This is a genomic window from Vibrio sp. M260118, assembly GCF_036533755.1.
GTDB lineage: Bacteria > Pseudomonadota > Gammaproteobacteria > Enterobacterales > Vibrionaceae > Vibrio.
The window spans coordinates 1-14,813 of sequence record NZ_JATABG010000040.1; the positions used below are offsets into that span (position 1 = coordinate 1).

15 protein-coding genes and 1 other annotated feature are annotated in these 14,813 nt (G+C 45.3%); of the genes, 6 read left to right on the forward strand and 9 right to left on the reverse strand.

Translation table 11 applies throughout. From position 1 onward, the window contains the following. The 4 genes from QTO00_RS04505 to rpsO form a co-directional block, all read right to left on the reverse strand. The coding region (locus tag QTO00_RS04505) for a MarR family transcriptional regulator (RefSeq protein ID WP_331423249.1) at positions 1–304 on the reverse strand (304 nt) is incomplete at its 3' end. Between the two features lie 100 nt (positions 305–404). Further along, positions 405–1,334: a lipoprotein NlpI gene (gene nlpI, locus QTO00_RS04510; protein WP_331423250.1), complete on the reverse strand. Its 930-nt coding sequence runs from the start codon at positions 1,332–1,334 to the stop codon at positions 405–407. A 136-nt stretch (positions 1,335–1,470) separates the two neighbouring features. Beyond that, positions 1,471–3,603 carry a polyribonucleotide nucleotidyltransferase gene (gene pnp / locus QTO00_RS04515; protein WP_331423252.1) on the reverse strand — a complete coding sequence of 711 codons (2,133 nt, stop codon included), beginning with the start codon at positions 3,601–3,603 and terminating at the stop codon, positions 1,471–1,473. A gap of 309 nt (positions 3,604–3,912) precedes the next feature. Then, positions 3,913–4,182: a 30S ribosomal protein S15 gene (gene rpsO / locus QTO00_RS04520; protein WP_331423253.1), complete on the reverse strand. Its 270-nt coding sequence runs from the start codon at positions 4,180–4,182 to the stop codon at positions 3,913–3,915. Positions 4,183–4,388: 206 nt separating this feature from the next. Between rpsO and mtnN the strand changes: the two genes are divergently transcribed. The 4 genes from mtnN (at position 4,389) to QTO00_RS04540 (ending at position 7,569) form a co-directional block, all read left to right on the forward strand. Next, entirely contained in the window at positions 4,389–5,084 is a 696-nt protein-coding gene (gene mtnN, locus QTO00_RS04525; protein ID WP_331423254.1) for a 5'-methylthioadenosine/S-adenosylhomocysteine nucleosidase, read from the forward strand. 13 nt (positions 5,085–5,097) lie between these two features. Continuing rightward, positions 5,098–6,051 (forward strand): cobalamin biosynthesis family protein, encoded by a 954-nt coding sequence (locus QTO00_RS04530; RefSeq protein WP_331423255.1) that lies wholly within the window; start codon positions 5,098–5,100, stop codon positions 6,049–6,051. Further along, positions 6,052–6,873, forward strand: coding sequence for a vitamin B12 ABC transporter substrate-binding protein BtuF (gene btuF, locus QTO00_RS04535; protein WP_331423257.1), 822 nt, complete (start codon positions 6,052–6,054; stop codon positions 6,871–6,873). Between the two features lie 75 nt (positions 6,874–6,948). Then, positions 6,949–7,569: a TRIC cation channel family protein gene (locus QTO00_RS04540; RefSeq protein ID WP_331423259.1), complete on the forward strand. Its 621-nt coding sequence runs from the start codon at positions 6,949–6,951 to the stop codon at positions 7,567–7,569. Positions 7,570–7,748: 179 nt separating this feature from the next. On the opposite strand, the gene thrC is transcribed toward QTO00_RS04540, so the two are convergent. From thrC to thrA, 3 genes are read right to left on the reverse strand one after another with little or no spacing between them, the layout of a single operon-like run. Then, entirely contained in the window at positions 7,749–9,032 is a 1,284-nt protein-coding gene (thrC, locus tag QTO00_RS04545) for a threonine synthase (protein WP_331423261.1), read from the reverse strand. Next, a complete protein-coding gene (gene thrB / locus QTO00_RS04550; protein ID WP_331423272.1) occupies positions 9,029–9,985 on the reverse strand; it encodes a homoserine kinase in 957 nt (318 codons plus the stop codon). Before thrB ends, thrC begins: the two co-directional genes overlap by 4 nt. A gap of 13 nt (positions 9,986–9,998) precedes the next feature. Then, positions 9,999–12,458, reverse strand: coding sequence for a bifunctional aspartate kinase/homoserine dehydrogenase I (gene thrA, locus QTO00_RS04555; protein WP_331423263.1), 2,460 nt, complete (start codon positions 12,456–12,458; stop codon positions 9,999–10,001). 30 nt (positions 12,459–12,488) lie between these two features. Then, positions 12,489–12,608: a sequence feature (Thr leader region), on the reverse strand. Between the two features lie 269 nt (positions 12,609–12,877). On the opposite strand from thrA, the gene QTO00_RS04560 reads away from it, so the two are divergent. Continuing rightward, a complete protein-coding gene (locus tag QTO00_RS04560; protein WP_331423265.1) occupies positions 12,878–13,342 on the forward strand; it encodes a hypothetical protein in 465 nt (154 codons plus the stop codon). On the opposite strand, the gene QTO00_RS04565 is transcribed toward QTO00_RS04560, so the two are convergent. Next, a complete protein-coding gene (locus QTO00_RS04565; protein WP_331423267.1) occupies positions 13,339–13,824 on the reverse strand; it encodes a putative 4-hydroxy-4-methyl-2-oxoglutarate aldolase in 486 nt (161 codons plus the stop codon). The genes QTO00_RS04560 and QTO00_RS04565 overlap by 4 nt on opposite strands. Before the next feature lie 36 nt (positions 13,825–13,860). Continuing rightward, on the reverse strand, positions 13,861–14,250 hold the full coding sequence (locus tag QTO00_RS04570; RefSeq protein ID WP_331423269.1) for a DUF3293 domain-containing protein: 390 nt from the start codon (positions 14,248–14,250) through the stop codon (positions 13,861–13,863). Between the two features lie 324 nt (positions 14,251–14,574). Here QTO00_RS04570 and QTO00_RS04575 point away from each other — a divergent pair. After that, on the forward strand, positions 14,575–14,813 hold a 239-nt coding region (locus tag QTO00_RS04575), incomplete at its 3' end, for a response regulator (protein WP_331423271.1).

The following is a 14,813-nucleotide window of genomic DNA, read 5'->3' on the forward strand; positions in this document are numbered from 1 at the left end:
ACAGATCGTTAATCACCTGCTCAGTCAGGATTACCCGTTTTGAACGTCCATCTTCAATGCATGAGATACGCGAGACTAAGCCTTTCTTCACTAATCTTGCGACCATATTCGACGCTGAAGGCTTACTCACCTGCATCTCTTGAGCTAAGTCCGTTATACGAACTCCTTGCTCATGCTCTTCAATGACCCGTAAGTAATCATATTCATTAAAACTAAGGTTAGATAACGAATCCTCTTTGGCATGGACTCGCCATGCTTTTGAGCAAAACCGTTCTAACTCCATCAGGCTACTTTCTAGTGTCATCATTTATAACTTTAGTTAGCAAGACTAACTATTTTAGCGCTAGCCCAACCAATAGACAATAAAAAAGCGCTGATAACAGCGCTTTAGTTTATGGATATCGCTACTGAGCGAGCTTTGCGGATTGCTCCGCTTTCGCTTGCGCTATCACTTGAGCTTGAAGCGTTTCATAGATATTAGTCAGTTCGATAATCGCATATCGATGTTCAACATACTCGAACACGTTAAACGAGATCGCAAGGCGGTAGAAAGAGATCGCTTTAGCTATATCTTGCTCGCTATTATTCTCTTGGTAGCGCTTACCTAAATAGAAATACGCTTCCGTTAGATGCTGAGCCAGAACAACTTTGTCACGCGTACTTTCAACAATTATCTTGAATGCTTCTTTTTCAGAGATCTCGCCTAAGGTGATTGCAACCATCACCCAGCCCCAACGATCATTACGATTTTGGTACCTGTGCTCTAGCTCTGCTCTTGCCTGCTGAGGCTCAATTTCAGACTTAATAATGTAGAGCCATAACGCAGCAAACGGATCGCCAGTATCTTGCTCGTAATGTCGTTCAATCTGTTCCAGAGCTAACTCAAAACGACCACCATAATAGAAAGCAATCGCTCGGTTACGAGCGGCGTAACTATTATCAGGAGCAAGCTCTAAAGCAGAGTCAAATGCATCGTATGCGGCATCGAAGTTACGCTTCTCAGTGAAGTAGACTCCAAGCAAATTAAATAGATCAGCTTGAGCGGGATAGATCGCCAACGACTGCTCATAGTCGAGTCTTGCTAGATTTCGCAAACCAACCTTATCGTAATGGTTACCACGCTCATAAAGCATCTTAGCCCGTGTTTCATTCGGTAGATCCGTTCTAGCCAGTAGTTGACTTAATCGGGCAATCTGAACCTCTTGCTGCAGGCTCGGTTGAAGGGCCTCTACCATAGGAGGTAATACCCATTCCGCTTGTTGGTTCGACGTTGATGCACATCCAGCCGTCACTAACAATGCAAGGCTAATCGTAGCGGTTTGAAACCATTTCACAGATAAATACTCCTGTTGCTAAGGCTATTGCCCTAGCGTAATCCGCAATAAAAAAGGGAGCGTAATGCCCCCTTTATAACATGCTTTTAGCAAAATAAGCTAATTCACCACAACAAGCCTATTTGCTTAATGAGCATTATGCGTCAGTCGCTGGCTTCTCTTCAGAAGCTGCTTCTTCAGTCTTTTCAACTGCTTCTTTCATGCTTAGACGTACACGGCCTTGGCGGTCGATTTCAAGAACTTTAACTTGAACTTCTTGACCTTCAGCTAGGTAGTCAGACACTTTCTCAACACGCTTGTCAGCGATTTGAGAGATGTGTACTAGACCATCTTTACCAGGCAGGATAGTTACGAATGCACCGAAGTCAGCTAGACGAGCGACTTTACCTGTGTAGATACGGCCCACTTCAACTTCTGCAGTGATCTCTTCGATACGGCGGATTGCTTCTTTCGCAGCTGTACCTTCAGTTGCAGCAATCTTGATTGTACCGTCGTCTTCGATTTCGATAGTTGTACCCGTCTCTTCAGTTAGAGCACGGATAACTGCACCACCTTTACCGATAACGTCTTTGATCTTCTCAGCGCTGATCTTCATTGTGTGGATACGCGGAGCAAACTCAGAGATATCTTCACGAGCACCAGAGATAGCTTCATCCATTACAGATAGGATGTGCTTACGTGCACCTTGCGCTTGGTTAAGAGCAATTTGCATGATCTCTTTAGTGATACCTTCGATCTTGATATCCATTTGAAGTGCAGTGATACCAGTGTTAGTACCTGCTACTTTAAAGTCCATGTCGCCTAGGTGGTCTTCGTCACCAAGGATGTCAGAAAGAACAACGAAATCGTCGCCTTCTTTAACAAGACCCATTGCGATACCCGCAACAGAAGACTTGATTGGCACACCAGCATCCATAAGAGCTAGAGATGTACCACAAACAGAAGCCATTGATGAAGAACCGTTAGATTCAGTGATTTCCGATACAACACGTACTGTGTATGGGAACTCATCAACAGAAGGCATTACTGCAGCGATACCACGCTTAGCTAGTTTACCGTGGCCGATTTCACGACGCTTAGGAGAACCTACAAAACCAGTTTCGCCTACACAGTATGGAGGGAAGTTGTAGTGTAGTAGGAAGTGATCTTTACGCTCACCAGTTAGCTCATCGATGATTTGAGCATCGCGCTGCGTACCTAGGGTTGCAGTGACTAGAGCCTGAGTTTCACCACGAGTAAATAGTGATGAACCGTGAGTACGTGGAAGAACACCAGTACGTACGTCTAGCGCGCGAACCATATCTTTCTCACGACCATCGATACGTGGGTTACCAGCGATGATGCTACGACGTACTACAGTCTTCTCTAGGTCGTGGAAGATAGTGTGGATTTCTTTCGTGTTTGCTTCTGGGTCTTGAGCAAGCAGCACTTCGTTTACTTCACCAGCAATCTCGTGGATGCGATCGTAACGAGCCATCTTCTCTGTGATTTGGTAAGCTTCAACAAGTTTAGCTTCTGCAAGTTCAGCAATCTTGTTTACAAGTGCAGTGTTCTCTTCAGGAGCAACCCAATCCCAAGCAGGAGTCGCAACTTCAGCTTTGAATTCGTTGATTGCATTGATAACAGCTTGCTGTTGATCGTGACCGAATACTACCGCAGATAGCATCTCTTCTTCAGTTAGGTTGTCAGCTTCTGACTCAACCATTAGTACTGCAGATTCAGTACCCGCTACAACTAGGTCTAGCTTAGACGTTTCTAGCTCAGTGTTGCTTGGGTTAAGAACTAGTTGACCATCGATATGACCAACACGTGCTGCACCGATAGGACCGTTGAACGGAATACCAGAGATAGCAAGCGCTGCAGAAGTACCAATCATTGTTGGGATATCTGGCTGTACGTCTGGGTTAACAGATACTACCGTTGCGATAACTTGTACTTCGTTTTTGAATGCGTCTGGGAAAAGTGGACGAATTGGGCGGTCGATTAGGCGAGCCGTTAGCGTTTCACCTTCAGAAGGACGACCTTCACGCTTGAAGAAACCACCAGGGATTTTACCTGCAGCGTAAGTACGCTCTTGGTAGTTTACAGTTAATGGGAAGAAGTCTTGACCTTCAACCGCTTCTTTTTTACCAACTACAGAAACGAATACTGCTGTATCGTCCATAGTTACCATAACAGCTGCCGTCGCTTGACGTGCAATTACGCCAGTTTCTAGAGTAACCGTGTGGTTACCGTACTGGAACGTTTTAACAACTGGTTTTTCGAACATTGTTATTCCTTTTGGGATAGCTCTATTCATTAAGAGCAATAGGGTTAGCCCAAGGCATTACATGTTTAAACAGTCTAGAGTTTAGTTTCTAGCTCCTAATCGACGACTTTCGAATGGAATCAAACGAGAAGCTAGAAACTAAATTCTATAACTGTATACGATGTAATTGTAATGCAATGAGCAAATAGAAAATGCCGATAGATATCAGCCGCCGTAGTATAGCCGGATTAATTCGGTTTGGCTAAATTTAGGCAACAAAAAAGGGGCCAATAGCCCCTTTTTTGACAAACTGTTCTATGCAGCCGCTGATTAGCGACGTAGGCCTAGACGCTTGATTAGCTCTTGGTAACGAGAAAGGTTTTTACCTTTCAGGTAATCAAGAAGCTTACGACGGCGAGAAACCATACGTAGAAGACCACGACGGCTGTGGTGATCGCCTTTGTGCGCTTTGAAGTGACCTTGTAGGTGGTTGATAGAAGCTGTAAGTAGAGCTACTTGAACTTCTGGTGAACCAGTATCGCCTTCAGTTTGAGCGTATTCAGCAACGATTGCTGCTTTAGTTTCTGCATTCAGAGACATAATTCTCTCCTAAATAAGAGTAGGTTAATATTTGTGCCAGCCGATCTCTGATTCAGCCGACACGAGGAGCGCGAATTATAGGGGATGTACACAGGTTAAGCAATAGCTATTTGCGCTTGTCTCTCGACGAAGTCCGTTCCGTTACCGCCCTTTTCTGTTACACTTAGCCTATCCATATCTACCTATTTGAATTCACAGGGTTCCTTATGAAAATCGGCATCATCGGTGCAATGGAGCAAGAAGTCTCTATCCTTAAGCAAACTATTGAAAACTGCCAAGAAGTCTCTAAAGGAGGCTGTACTTTCTATTCAGGTCAACTGAATGGCGTTGAGGTTGTACTACTTCAATCTGGCATTGGTAAAGTGGCGGCAGCAGTAGGTACAGCAATCCTTCTTGACCAATACCAACCTGATGTCGTGATTAACACAGGTTCTGCAGGCGGTTTTGACTCAAGCCTAAATCTGGGTGATGTCGTTATTTCGACTGAAGTTCGCCATCACGATGCAGATGTTACTGCATTTGGATACGAAATCGGTCAGATGGCACAACAGCCAGCGGCTTTCACTGCCGATGCGAAACTAATCGAAGTGACAGAAAAAGCACTGGCACAAATGGAAGACACACACGCGGTACGCGGACTGATCTGTACTGGCGATGCTTTTGTCGCAAGCGCAGAGCGTCAAGAGTTCATTCGCAAGCACTTCCCTTCAGTTATTGCCGTAGAGATGGAAGCGGCAGCAATCGCTCAAACATGTCACCAGTTCAAGGTTCCATTTGTTGTAGTACGCGCAATCTCTGACGTAGCAGACAAAGAAGCGGGCATGAGCTTTGAAGAGTTCCTACCACTGGCAGCAAAGAGCTCGTCAGAAATGGTCGTTAAGATGGTTGAACTGCTGAAGTAAGACGAAGCAAATCATGGAAGATGTATTCAATCAGTTCTACTCAAACGGCGCGCTCTTAGTCCTATGGGGCGCGTTACTGTTTCACTTAGTACTCCCCTTTCCTCGTGAAGCTCACCCAGCTATTCTTTGGCATAAATTTGCTGAGCAACTGGCAGGCAAAGTTAACGTTAACAGCAACTACTCACAAAGCATCATCTCGGGAACACTGGCATGGTTGCTAATGCTAATCCCAATGCTAGTGGTACTCATTGCACTCAAACCTCTAGTTTGGCAACCAGAGTTATTCGAATTAGCCTTGTTACTACTTGCTATCGACTGGCGCAACACCGATAAGTTTACCGCTCAGTTTGTTGCTGCAATGGCTCGCGAAGATAAAGAGCACGCTAAAATGCTGCTCAAACCTATCATCAACCGTTCAACGGCGCCGCTGTCACTGTTGGGGCTAGGTAAAGCCGGAACCGAAACGTTAATCATGGCTTATGGGCGTAATGTGATCGGCGTACTTTTCTGGTATGCGATTGCTGGTGGCGTCGGTGCCTTTATGTATCGAATGAGTGTTGAGCTAGCACGAGCTTGGTCACCAAGCCGCCAACGTTTTGCACCATTTGGTAATCCAGCTATTCGCGCTGTCGCGGCGCTCGATTTCATCCCACTCAGACTGTTTGCTATTTTCGTTCTTATTGGCCACAGAGCACAAGCTAGCTTGCAACTCATTCGAGAGCAAGCCAAATCTTGGCCTCTTCCAGGCCCTGCTTGGCTACTCGTCTCCGTGGGAGCAAAACTGGAACTCTCGCTAGGTGGACCCGCTATTTACGACGGTCATAAAGCAATACGCGCCAAGCTCGGCGGCCGAATCGCGCCATCAGCGATTCATATTGCACAAGTGCAAAAAACATTAGCATGGCGAATGTTTGCTTGGATCATTGTCCAAAGCCTAATCATGGGCGTAATTTATCAAGGAATTTAGATGCGTTTCACTCTCCTAATCTTAACTACCATTGCCTGTTACGGAGCCTATGCAAAACCAGTGGAACGTGTGGTGAGTTTGGCGCCACATGCTACTGAACTCGCCTTTGCTGCTGGCCTTGGTGACAAACTGGTTGCGGTTAGCGAACGAAGTGACTATCCAGAGCAAACTAAACACATTGAAAAAGTCGCCAACTATAAGGGAATAAAGATAGAACGTATCATTGCCCTGCAACCTGACCTTGTTATTGCTTGGCCATCAGGCAACCCTAGTGGCGAGATCGATAAGTTAAAGCAGTTTGGCCTTAATATCTATTACACTCAGACCCACTCCCTGATAGATATCGCCAATAACATTGAACAACTGAGCAAGTATGCCGAAAACCCACAGATAGGTAAGCGAAGTGCCGATGAGTTCCGTCAAGGTTTAGCAAAGCTCAAAAGCCAGTACGATACTGAATCAAAAGTGAGCTATTTCTATCAACTCAGCGAGCAGCCGATCATTACCTTAGCCCAAGACAAATGGCCGAGCGAAGTGTTCTCCTTTTGTGGTGGTGAGAACATTTTCGCAAACAGTGCTGCCCCGTACCCTCAAGTTGGAAAGGAACAAGTCATTTTACGTAATCCAGACGTTATTTTTACCTCTGAGCATGCGATCATGAATGGCAACATGTGGGCCGAGTGGGCGGAGCAACTCGTTGCGGTTAAAAATGAGCATGTTTGGTCACTAACATCTGATTGGATAAATCGCCCTACGCCACGAACCCTCATGGCTATACAACAAGTTTGTGAGCACTTCGAAACAGTGCGTCGAAAACGCTAACGGTTCGAGGAGGAGATCTCGTACAATCCTCCTTCATTTTCTGTTCCCTATTTTTTAGTAAGAGACGTTAGTGTCATGGACTCCATGCTGCTTTATATCATCGATTTATTCGGTACTGCTGTTTTCGCAATTTCTGGTGTTTTGTTAGCGGGTCGATTGAAGATGGATCCGTTTGGTGTCGCTGTTCTTGGTAGTGTAACAGCCATCGGTGGCGGTACTATTCGCGATATGGCTTTAGGCGCTACTCCAGTGTTCTGGATCACTGATACCAACTATTTGTGGACCATCCTTATCACCTGCCTACTAACCATGTTAATTGTTAGGCGACCAAAACGCCTCGCGTGGTGGGTTCTACCTGTGTGTGACGCAATCGGGCTAGCTGCATTTGTCGGCATCGGCGTTGAAAAGACCTTGGCTTATCAAGATTCAGCTCTGGTTGCGATCATCATGGGGGTCATCACTGGGTGTGGTGGCGGTATCATACGTGATGTTTTGGCGCGCGAAGTGCCAATGGTGCTAAGAAGTGAAGTTTACGCTACTGCCTGCATTATTGGTGGTGTATTTCATACTACAGCACTTGCGATGGGCCAAGACAGCGACACTGCATTCCTCGCTGGCGTATTTTCAACACTACTGATTCGTTTAGGTGCAATCCGTTGGCACTTGTCGTTGCCGACTTTTGCGTTGAATCGATAAGGCCCGGGATGCGGGATTGATATGATTTTATCTAGTTAGAAAGAAGCTCTGTCAATAGTTCCTCTCGAAACGGAGTGTTCTGTAGGACGAAGTCCGTTCCCGATTCTCGCGGGCGTAGCCCGATCTCAAAGCAAAGAAAGGTCGCCCAAGCGACCTTTCTAATCTTCCATTCTTTTGAATTACTTCTGCACTCGACGCAGTACTTCTTTCAGTAAGTCAAAGTCATTCGCTAGATCTTCAGATAGAAGCTCCATTGCCGCATGTTTCGCTAACGGACCTGGCAGTTCGATATCTGAACCTAGGATATCATCAACCACTTCTTTGAACTTAGCTGGGTGAGCGGTACATAGGAATAGGCCGGTTTCACCCTCTTGTAGCTGCTCGTTTAGCACGCGATAAGCGATAGCGCCGTGTGGCTCACATAGGTAGCCTTGATCGTGTAGCTCTTTCACTGATGCTGCACTTTGCTCATCAGTCACCGCACCTTTGCCTAGTGTCTCCAAGCCCCACTCTTTTACGCGGCATAGCTCTTCAATACGAGGCCAGTTGTTAGGTTGGCTTACATCCATCGCATTCGATGTTGTTGCAACCGTCGGCTTAGGATCCCACTTACCTGTCTCTAGATAACGCGGAACCGTATCATTGGCGTTAGTTGCAGCGATAAAGCGTTTGATTGGCAGGCCAAGCGCTTTTGCTAGCAGACCTGCTGTTAGGTTACCGAAGTTGCCACTTGGTACCGAGATAACAAGGTTTTCGCGCTGCTGTTTAGTTAGCTGTGAAGCCGCTTCGAAGTAGTAACAGATTTGCGCCATTAGACGTGAGATGTTGATTGAGTTCGCTGAGTTTAGACCGATCTCTTTACGCAGCTCAGCATCATCGAATGCTTGTTTAACTAGCGCCTGACAAGCATCAAAATCACCATCAATCGCGACAGTGTGAATGTTCTTACCAAGAGTACAGAACAGCTTTTCCTGAAGCGGGCTGATTTTGCCTTTCGGATAAAGGATGACAACATTGATGTCTTCCATGCCATAGAAAGCATGAGCAACGGCCGCGCCGGTATCACCAGAAGTCGCGGTTAAAATCGTGATTTTGCCACCGTCAGACACTGCTGCCAAAGACTGAGCCATAAAGCGACCGCCAAAGTCTTTAAACGCCAACGTTGGACCATGGAACAATTCAAGTGCGTACACGCCATCTTTTACTTGCTTGATTGGAGCAGGGAATTGAAACGCGGCATCAACCATTGAATTAACTTTCTCTTCTGCTAGCTCATCACCGATCAGTGCAGAAAGGATTTTGGTACTACGTGAAACAAAATCTTCTGCTAGTAGTGCATCAATATCATCAAACTTTGGCAATTCTTGCGGAAAGAACAGGCCTTGATTACGGCCTAACCCTTGGCGAACGGCTTGGCCAAAGGATACTTGTTCATCATTTTCTTTTATGTTGTACAGCTTCATAGCTCACTTCCTGTTACGTTCGAACCCTGTTTGTTCAAGCGACAAACATGGACGAATCCTTCTTCATTTTGTACGTAGTTTTGTTCAAGCCAGCGAGCAACACGCTCAGCGACATCTTTATCATTACAAACACTAAATAGCGTTGGGCCGCTACCAGAAATCCCAGTAGCTAAAGCACCTGCTGTAGACGCGTACTTGCGTGCATCAGCAAACCCCGGTAGCAGTTTCTCACGATACGGTTCGGCGATCACGTCTTTGATCATTTTTGCTGCCAACTCAGGTTGATTTGAGTGACAAGCATGGATGAAGCCAGCGAGATGGCGACCATGAGCAATAATATCCTGACGGCGATACTGAGATGGTAGGATCTCTCGCGCTTCCGCAGTTGAGACTTTAATGCCTGGGTAGGCCATTACCCAATACCAGTCATCAAAACATGGTACTTCTTGGCTAATAATGCCCAGCTCTTCTAGCATTAACTGAACGCCACCAAGGTAACATGGCGCGACGTTATCATAATGAACGCCACCAGAGATCTGGCCTTCCATCTCCCCCATCAACGCGAGCAGTTCTGTCTCATTGAGTGGTTCACCGTGAAAACGGTTTAGTGCATCAAGCGCCGCAACAATAGAGCAAGCACTAGAACCTAGCCCTGAGCCAATCGGCATGTTCTTTTCTAGCGTCATTTCTAACGGTAGAAGCGATTCGCCTTTCTTGTCTAATTCACGAGCAAATACTCGCCAGCAGTCATAAACGATATTCTCTTTTGGATCCTCAGGTAACTTAGAAACGAATCTGCCTGCTGTTTTTAAGCTAAATGGTTCATTTGCTGATGTCACTAACACTCGGTCACCAAGCAAAGTACCATCAACTGGGGACACTGCCGCCCCCAATACATCAAAACCAACGCTCACATTACCAATTGACGCTGGAGCATAAACGGCTACATCCATACCACGGCTCATACTACACTCCTAACTTCCAACCTAACGTACGCATCACGTCAGAGAATACACCTGCTGCTGTTACTTCAGTACCTGCACCGTAACCGCGCAACACCAATGGGATCGGTTGGTAGTAACGGCTGTAGAATGCCAGTGCGTTTTCACCATCTTTAATCTTGAACATTGGATCATTCTCATCCACTGCCGCAATACTCACTCGACACTGGCCATCAAGGATCTCACCGACGTAACGCAGGACTTTGCCTTCTTCTGCTGCTTTTGCCGATTGCTCTTTAAAGTAAGCATCAGCTTCAGGTAGGCGAGCCATAAACTCTTCAATACTGCCTGAATCATCAAAACCTGGCGGAAGAGCCTGATCAACGATGACATCTTCAAGTTCAAGGTTCATGCCTGCTTCACGAGCAAGGATGAGTAGCTTACGTGCTACGTCCATACCAGATAGGTCATCGCGTGGGTCTGGTTCAGTGAAGCCATTGTCTTTAGCGATGTTAGTCGCTTGGCTTAGCGTCATGCCTTCATCAAGCTTACCGAAGATGTAAGAGAGTGAACCAGAAAGGATGCCAGTGAAGCGTTCCAGTTCATCGCCCGCTGAAATGAGGTTTTGCAAGTTTTCGATAACCGGCAAGCCTGCGCCTACCGTTGTTTCGTACATCAACTTACGGCGTGAGCTACGCGCAACATCACGTAACTGATGGTAATAAGCCATACTAGAGGTATTCGCTTTTTTGTTCGGCGTAACAACGTGGAAGCCAGCTGCTAAGAAGTCGGCATATTGATTAGCAATCGACTCACTTGACGTACAGTCAACCAGTACTGGGTTAATGATGTGATTACGCTGAACAAGCGAAATCAAACGTGCTAGGGTAAACTCTTCTGATGCGTCGTTCATACGATCACGCCAGTGATCCAGTGGTAGGCCTTCGCTATCGAGCAGCAAACCTTTGCTGTTGGCTAAGCCACAAACGCGCAGAATGATGCCCTTCTCGGCTAACTTAGCTTGCTGACGCTGAATTTGATCAACCAGCTCACCACCAACACCACCAACGCCGACAACAAATACATCAAGGAAGTGCTTAGAATTAAATAGATTTTCATGACACGCTTTGATCGCTTCAGAGATCTTATCTTCAGGGATAACCGCTGAGATGGCGCGCTCTGATGAACCTTGCGCAATAGCAACGATATTAACGTTCACTTCCGCTAGCGATGAGAAGAATTGCGAAGCCACACCACGTGAAGTGCGCATGCCATCACCTACTAGCGTAACGATAGCCACATCACTGATAAACTCGACAGGCTCTAATAGGCCATCTTTTAGCTCAAGCTCAAAAGTCTCACTCAGTGCTTGTTCTGCTAGCTCTTTATCTTGAGCTTCGATACAGAAGCTAATGCTGTACTCAGAAGAGGACTGGGTGATCAGAACAATCGACACGCCAGCTGAAGACATAGCGCCGAATACACGACTTGCCATACCAACCATGCCCTTCATGCCTGGGCCTGAAACGTTAACCATAGTTAGATCGCTAAGAGTAGTGATCCCTTTGATTGCTAGGTTATCTTCACCAGTATCTTGACCAATTAGCGTACCTGCACCTTGAGGATTGAAACTGTTTTTGATCAAACATGGAATATGGAACTGAGCGATAGGGGCGATAGTTTTAGGGTGCAGTACAGAAGCACCGAAGTACGACAGCTCCATTGCTTCTTGATAGCTTAGCGATTTGAGTAGACGCGCATCGTCAACTAAGCGAGGGTCACAGTTGTAAACGCCATCAACGTCAGTCCAGATTTCACAACAGTCCGCACGTAGACAAGCAGCCAGTACCGCAGCGGAGTAGTCTGAGCCGTTACGGCCTAATGTTACTAATTCACCGTCTTCATTACCTGCAGTAAAGCCAGGCATGATGTTAACGTGACCTTGAGGAAGAGGATTTTGGCGGAAGTTTTGTGTCGATACTTCAACATCGACCATAGCTTCTAGATGATCACCACGCGCAAATAGGTACTGAACAGGGTCAATCAAACTTGCTGGTTGCCCTTTGGCTTCTAATACCGCTTTCATTAGCTGGATAGAAACACGTTCGCCTTTACTAATAATGCGAGCATTAACATGATTTGGGCACATACCCAACAAGTTGATGCCATGAACAAATTGGCGTAGCTGAGTGAGCGACGTTTTAACTTGATTATCGTAGCCACTACCATCGATATTCGGCAGTACCTGTTTGATCTCTTGGAACAAGTCGCGGAAAGAGTCTTCAAGTTCAGCAATTTGTAACTCTGCTTCACCATTCTTCAACGCACTTTCAATGACAGAAACTAACTTGTTGGTGGTTTTTCCCGGTGCAGAAAGCACAACCGCCACTTCTTCTTGCTGGGCATTATTAGCAATGATATCTGCTGCTCTTAAAAAACGATCAGCATCTGCTAATGATGAACCTCCAAACTTTAAAACTCGCATCCCTTCCTCCAAATAAGTCATAAATTGACATAAAAAAAGGCCTGTATCGTGTTGGATACAGGCCTTTTATTTAAATTTCTTTCGCTTAGCAGCCTGCCCCAACAATTGCGATGTCGGTAATAATAATGGTTGTGGTCATTACTAGGCTATGGTGCTGCATAATTCAAAATATCTATACAATGTGTGTTTGCTTACCCCTACAAGTACCTTATTTTTACTGGTCGCGTCAACGAAAAATTACTTTTTTTGTTCACACTCAGCATTAGCTACATTCACAACATCCCCTCAGCTAAGCAAAGATTGCAACAAGAAGCACATAACATAATAACTAATTGCTATATAAAATCTGGTACTAGTTGACTAGTTTTATGCTTTAATTAGCTTTGCAGTGGAAAATAGACAAAGCAAAGGAGTGGCATATGAAAACAATATTAAGCCTATCAGTGCTGCTTTGCGCGTGTCCGTTGTTTGCTGCAGAACTTCCTTCGCTGCCTTCTCAGCAAGTCAACGCTTCTCCTCATAAAATGTTCTTAACCACAGAGAGCGATCAGTACCAATTCGATTCTTGGAAAATAGACAGTGGTTACTCGTATAACTTATTCGACAAAGTTGATCTCTACGTGGGTGCTCGTCTTAACAACGGAGACAAGATCAACGAGACAGGCTTTTTAAGTGGTGTCAGCTATCAATTAACGCCAAGAGTCTCTGTGCAAAGTACCTTGCACTCATACAAAGACGAGACACTAGACAACGGCAAAGAGTCAAATATAGCGGCTGAAGTAACCAGCCGAATGAAGCTGACTGATAATATTGATATGCATGCCACTCTTGACTACCAAGAGTGGCAAAAAGGTGTTGAGTTTGGACTTGGTTTTAGATTCTAGCTCCAGTCTAACAGCTCGGTAGACATCAATACCCCGTTCCAGTCTGCGTAAATGTAATCCCCAGGTTGAATCATTTGATTGTGGATCGTTAGCGTAACATTTACTTCACCAGCGCCGCGCTTTTCAGTCTTGAATGGACAAGTTCCCAGAGCTTTGATCCCCAATTCCATTTCTGCCATCATGCCAACATCTCGAACCGCACCGTTAACAATAACGCCTTCCCAGTTGTTATCTATCGCTAAGATCGCAAGTTGATCACCAAGCAATGCTTTTTGGCAGGAACCCGCACCATCGACGACTAACACCTTTCCAGTGCCATCTTGGCTGAGCATTTCTCTGACTTTAGAATTATCGTGATAGCAGCGAACTGTTACGATTTGGCCGTAAAAAGCATACTTCTGACCGAAACTGTGCAGCGGTAACTCTAGCAAAGTGACCTTATCTTCAAACTTATCACAAATATCAGGGGTTATATCTTTCATTTTTCCTCCATGAACTTCTAAATTAAAAATCGAATCCTATCGACATCGCTTTCGCCAATCTCCTAGCGAAACCTTGTTTTGTTCCTCTATACAAGAGAGAAGCCACAGCTCCTCTCCTTCAATAAAATATATCGCGTTTTGTCGGTACTTACGCCCTAACTCTATAGCTTCAGCAGCCGTTATTTGAACCGCGTAGCTCTCTTCCATCCAAGAAAAGTCCTTATTCCCAACTTGGATCTCACACCAACAAGTATGGCTTATTTCCTGAGCTAAGTACTGATTATTTCTGTCATTATCTTTCTTTGACAGCAACTCACTCTTTGGGTTCCAGGCCGTGATAATAGCAAAACTACTGAATGAAATCTGTTGTTCGAAATGAAAATAGGGGTCGCAGTATGCCTGCCAAAGAAGTGAACCTATCACCATAACAACCAAACCTTACACATTTAATCGACACTATTAATATTTGTTACATTCCAACTCTTGATATAAATCAACAAAGTGATTGGAATTAACATTTGAGCGTTGTTAGCATGCTGTTAACATTATAGAATCCGCCTCAAAGACTAATAGAATAAGAGGATTAGGACCTCTTAGTATAGAAATGCAGCACCAAGGATGGCGGGCAATCAAAGAGCGTGTTTTTTTACAATCTTTGGTTTATTATCAACATCACATTACCTGTATGTTATGTTTTTGCCTAGAATTTATTCTGTTAGCACAAATTTTTCACAAATTTAGGTACCGCCAATGCAAACCCCGCACATTCTTATTGTTGAAGATGAGCAAGTAACTCGTAACACTCTAAAGAGCATTTTTGAAGCAGAGGGATACGCTGTATTCGAGGCCAGCGACGGTGAAGAAATGCACCAGGTTCTGTCAGACAACCAAGTCAACTTGGTTATCATGGACATTAATCTGCCAGGCAAGAATGGTTTACTGCTAGCTCGTGAACTACGTGAGCAAGCTAATGTTGCACTGATGTTCTT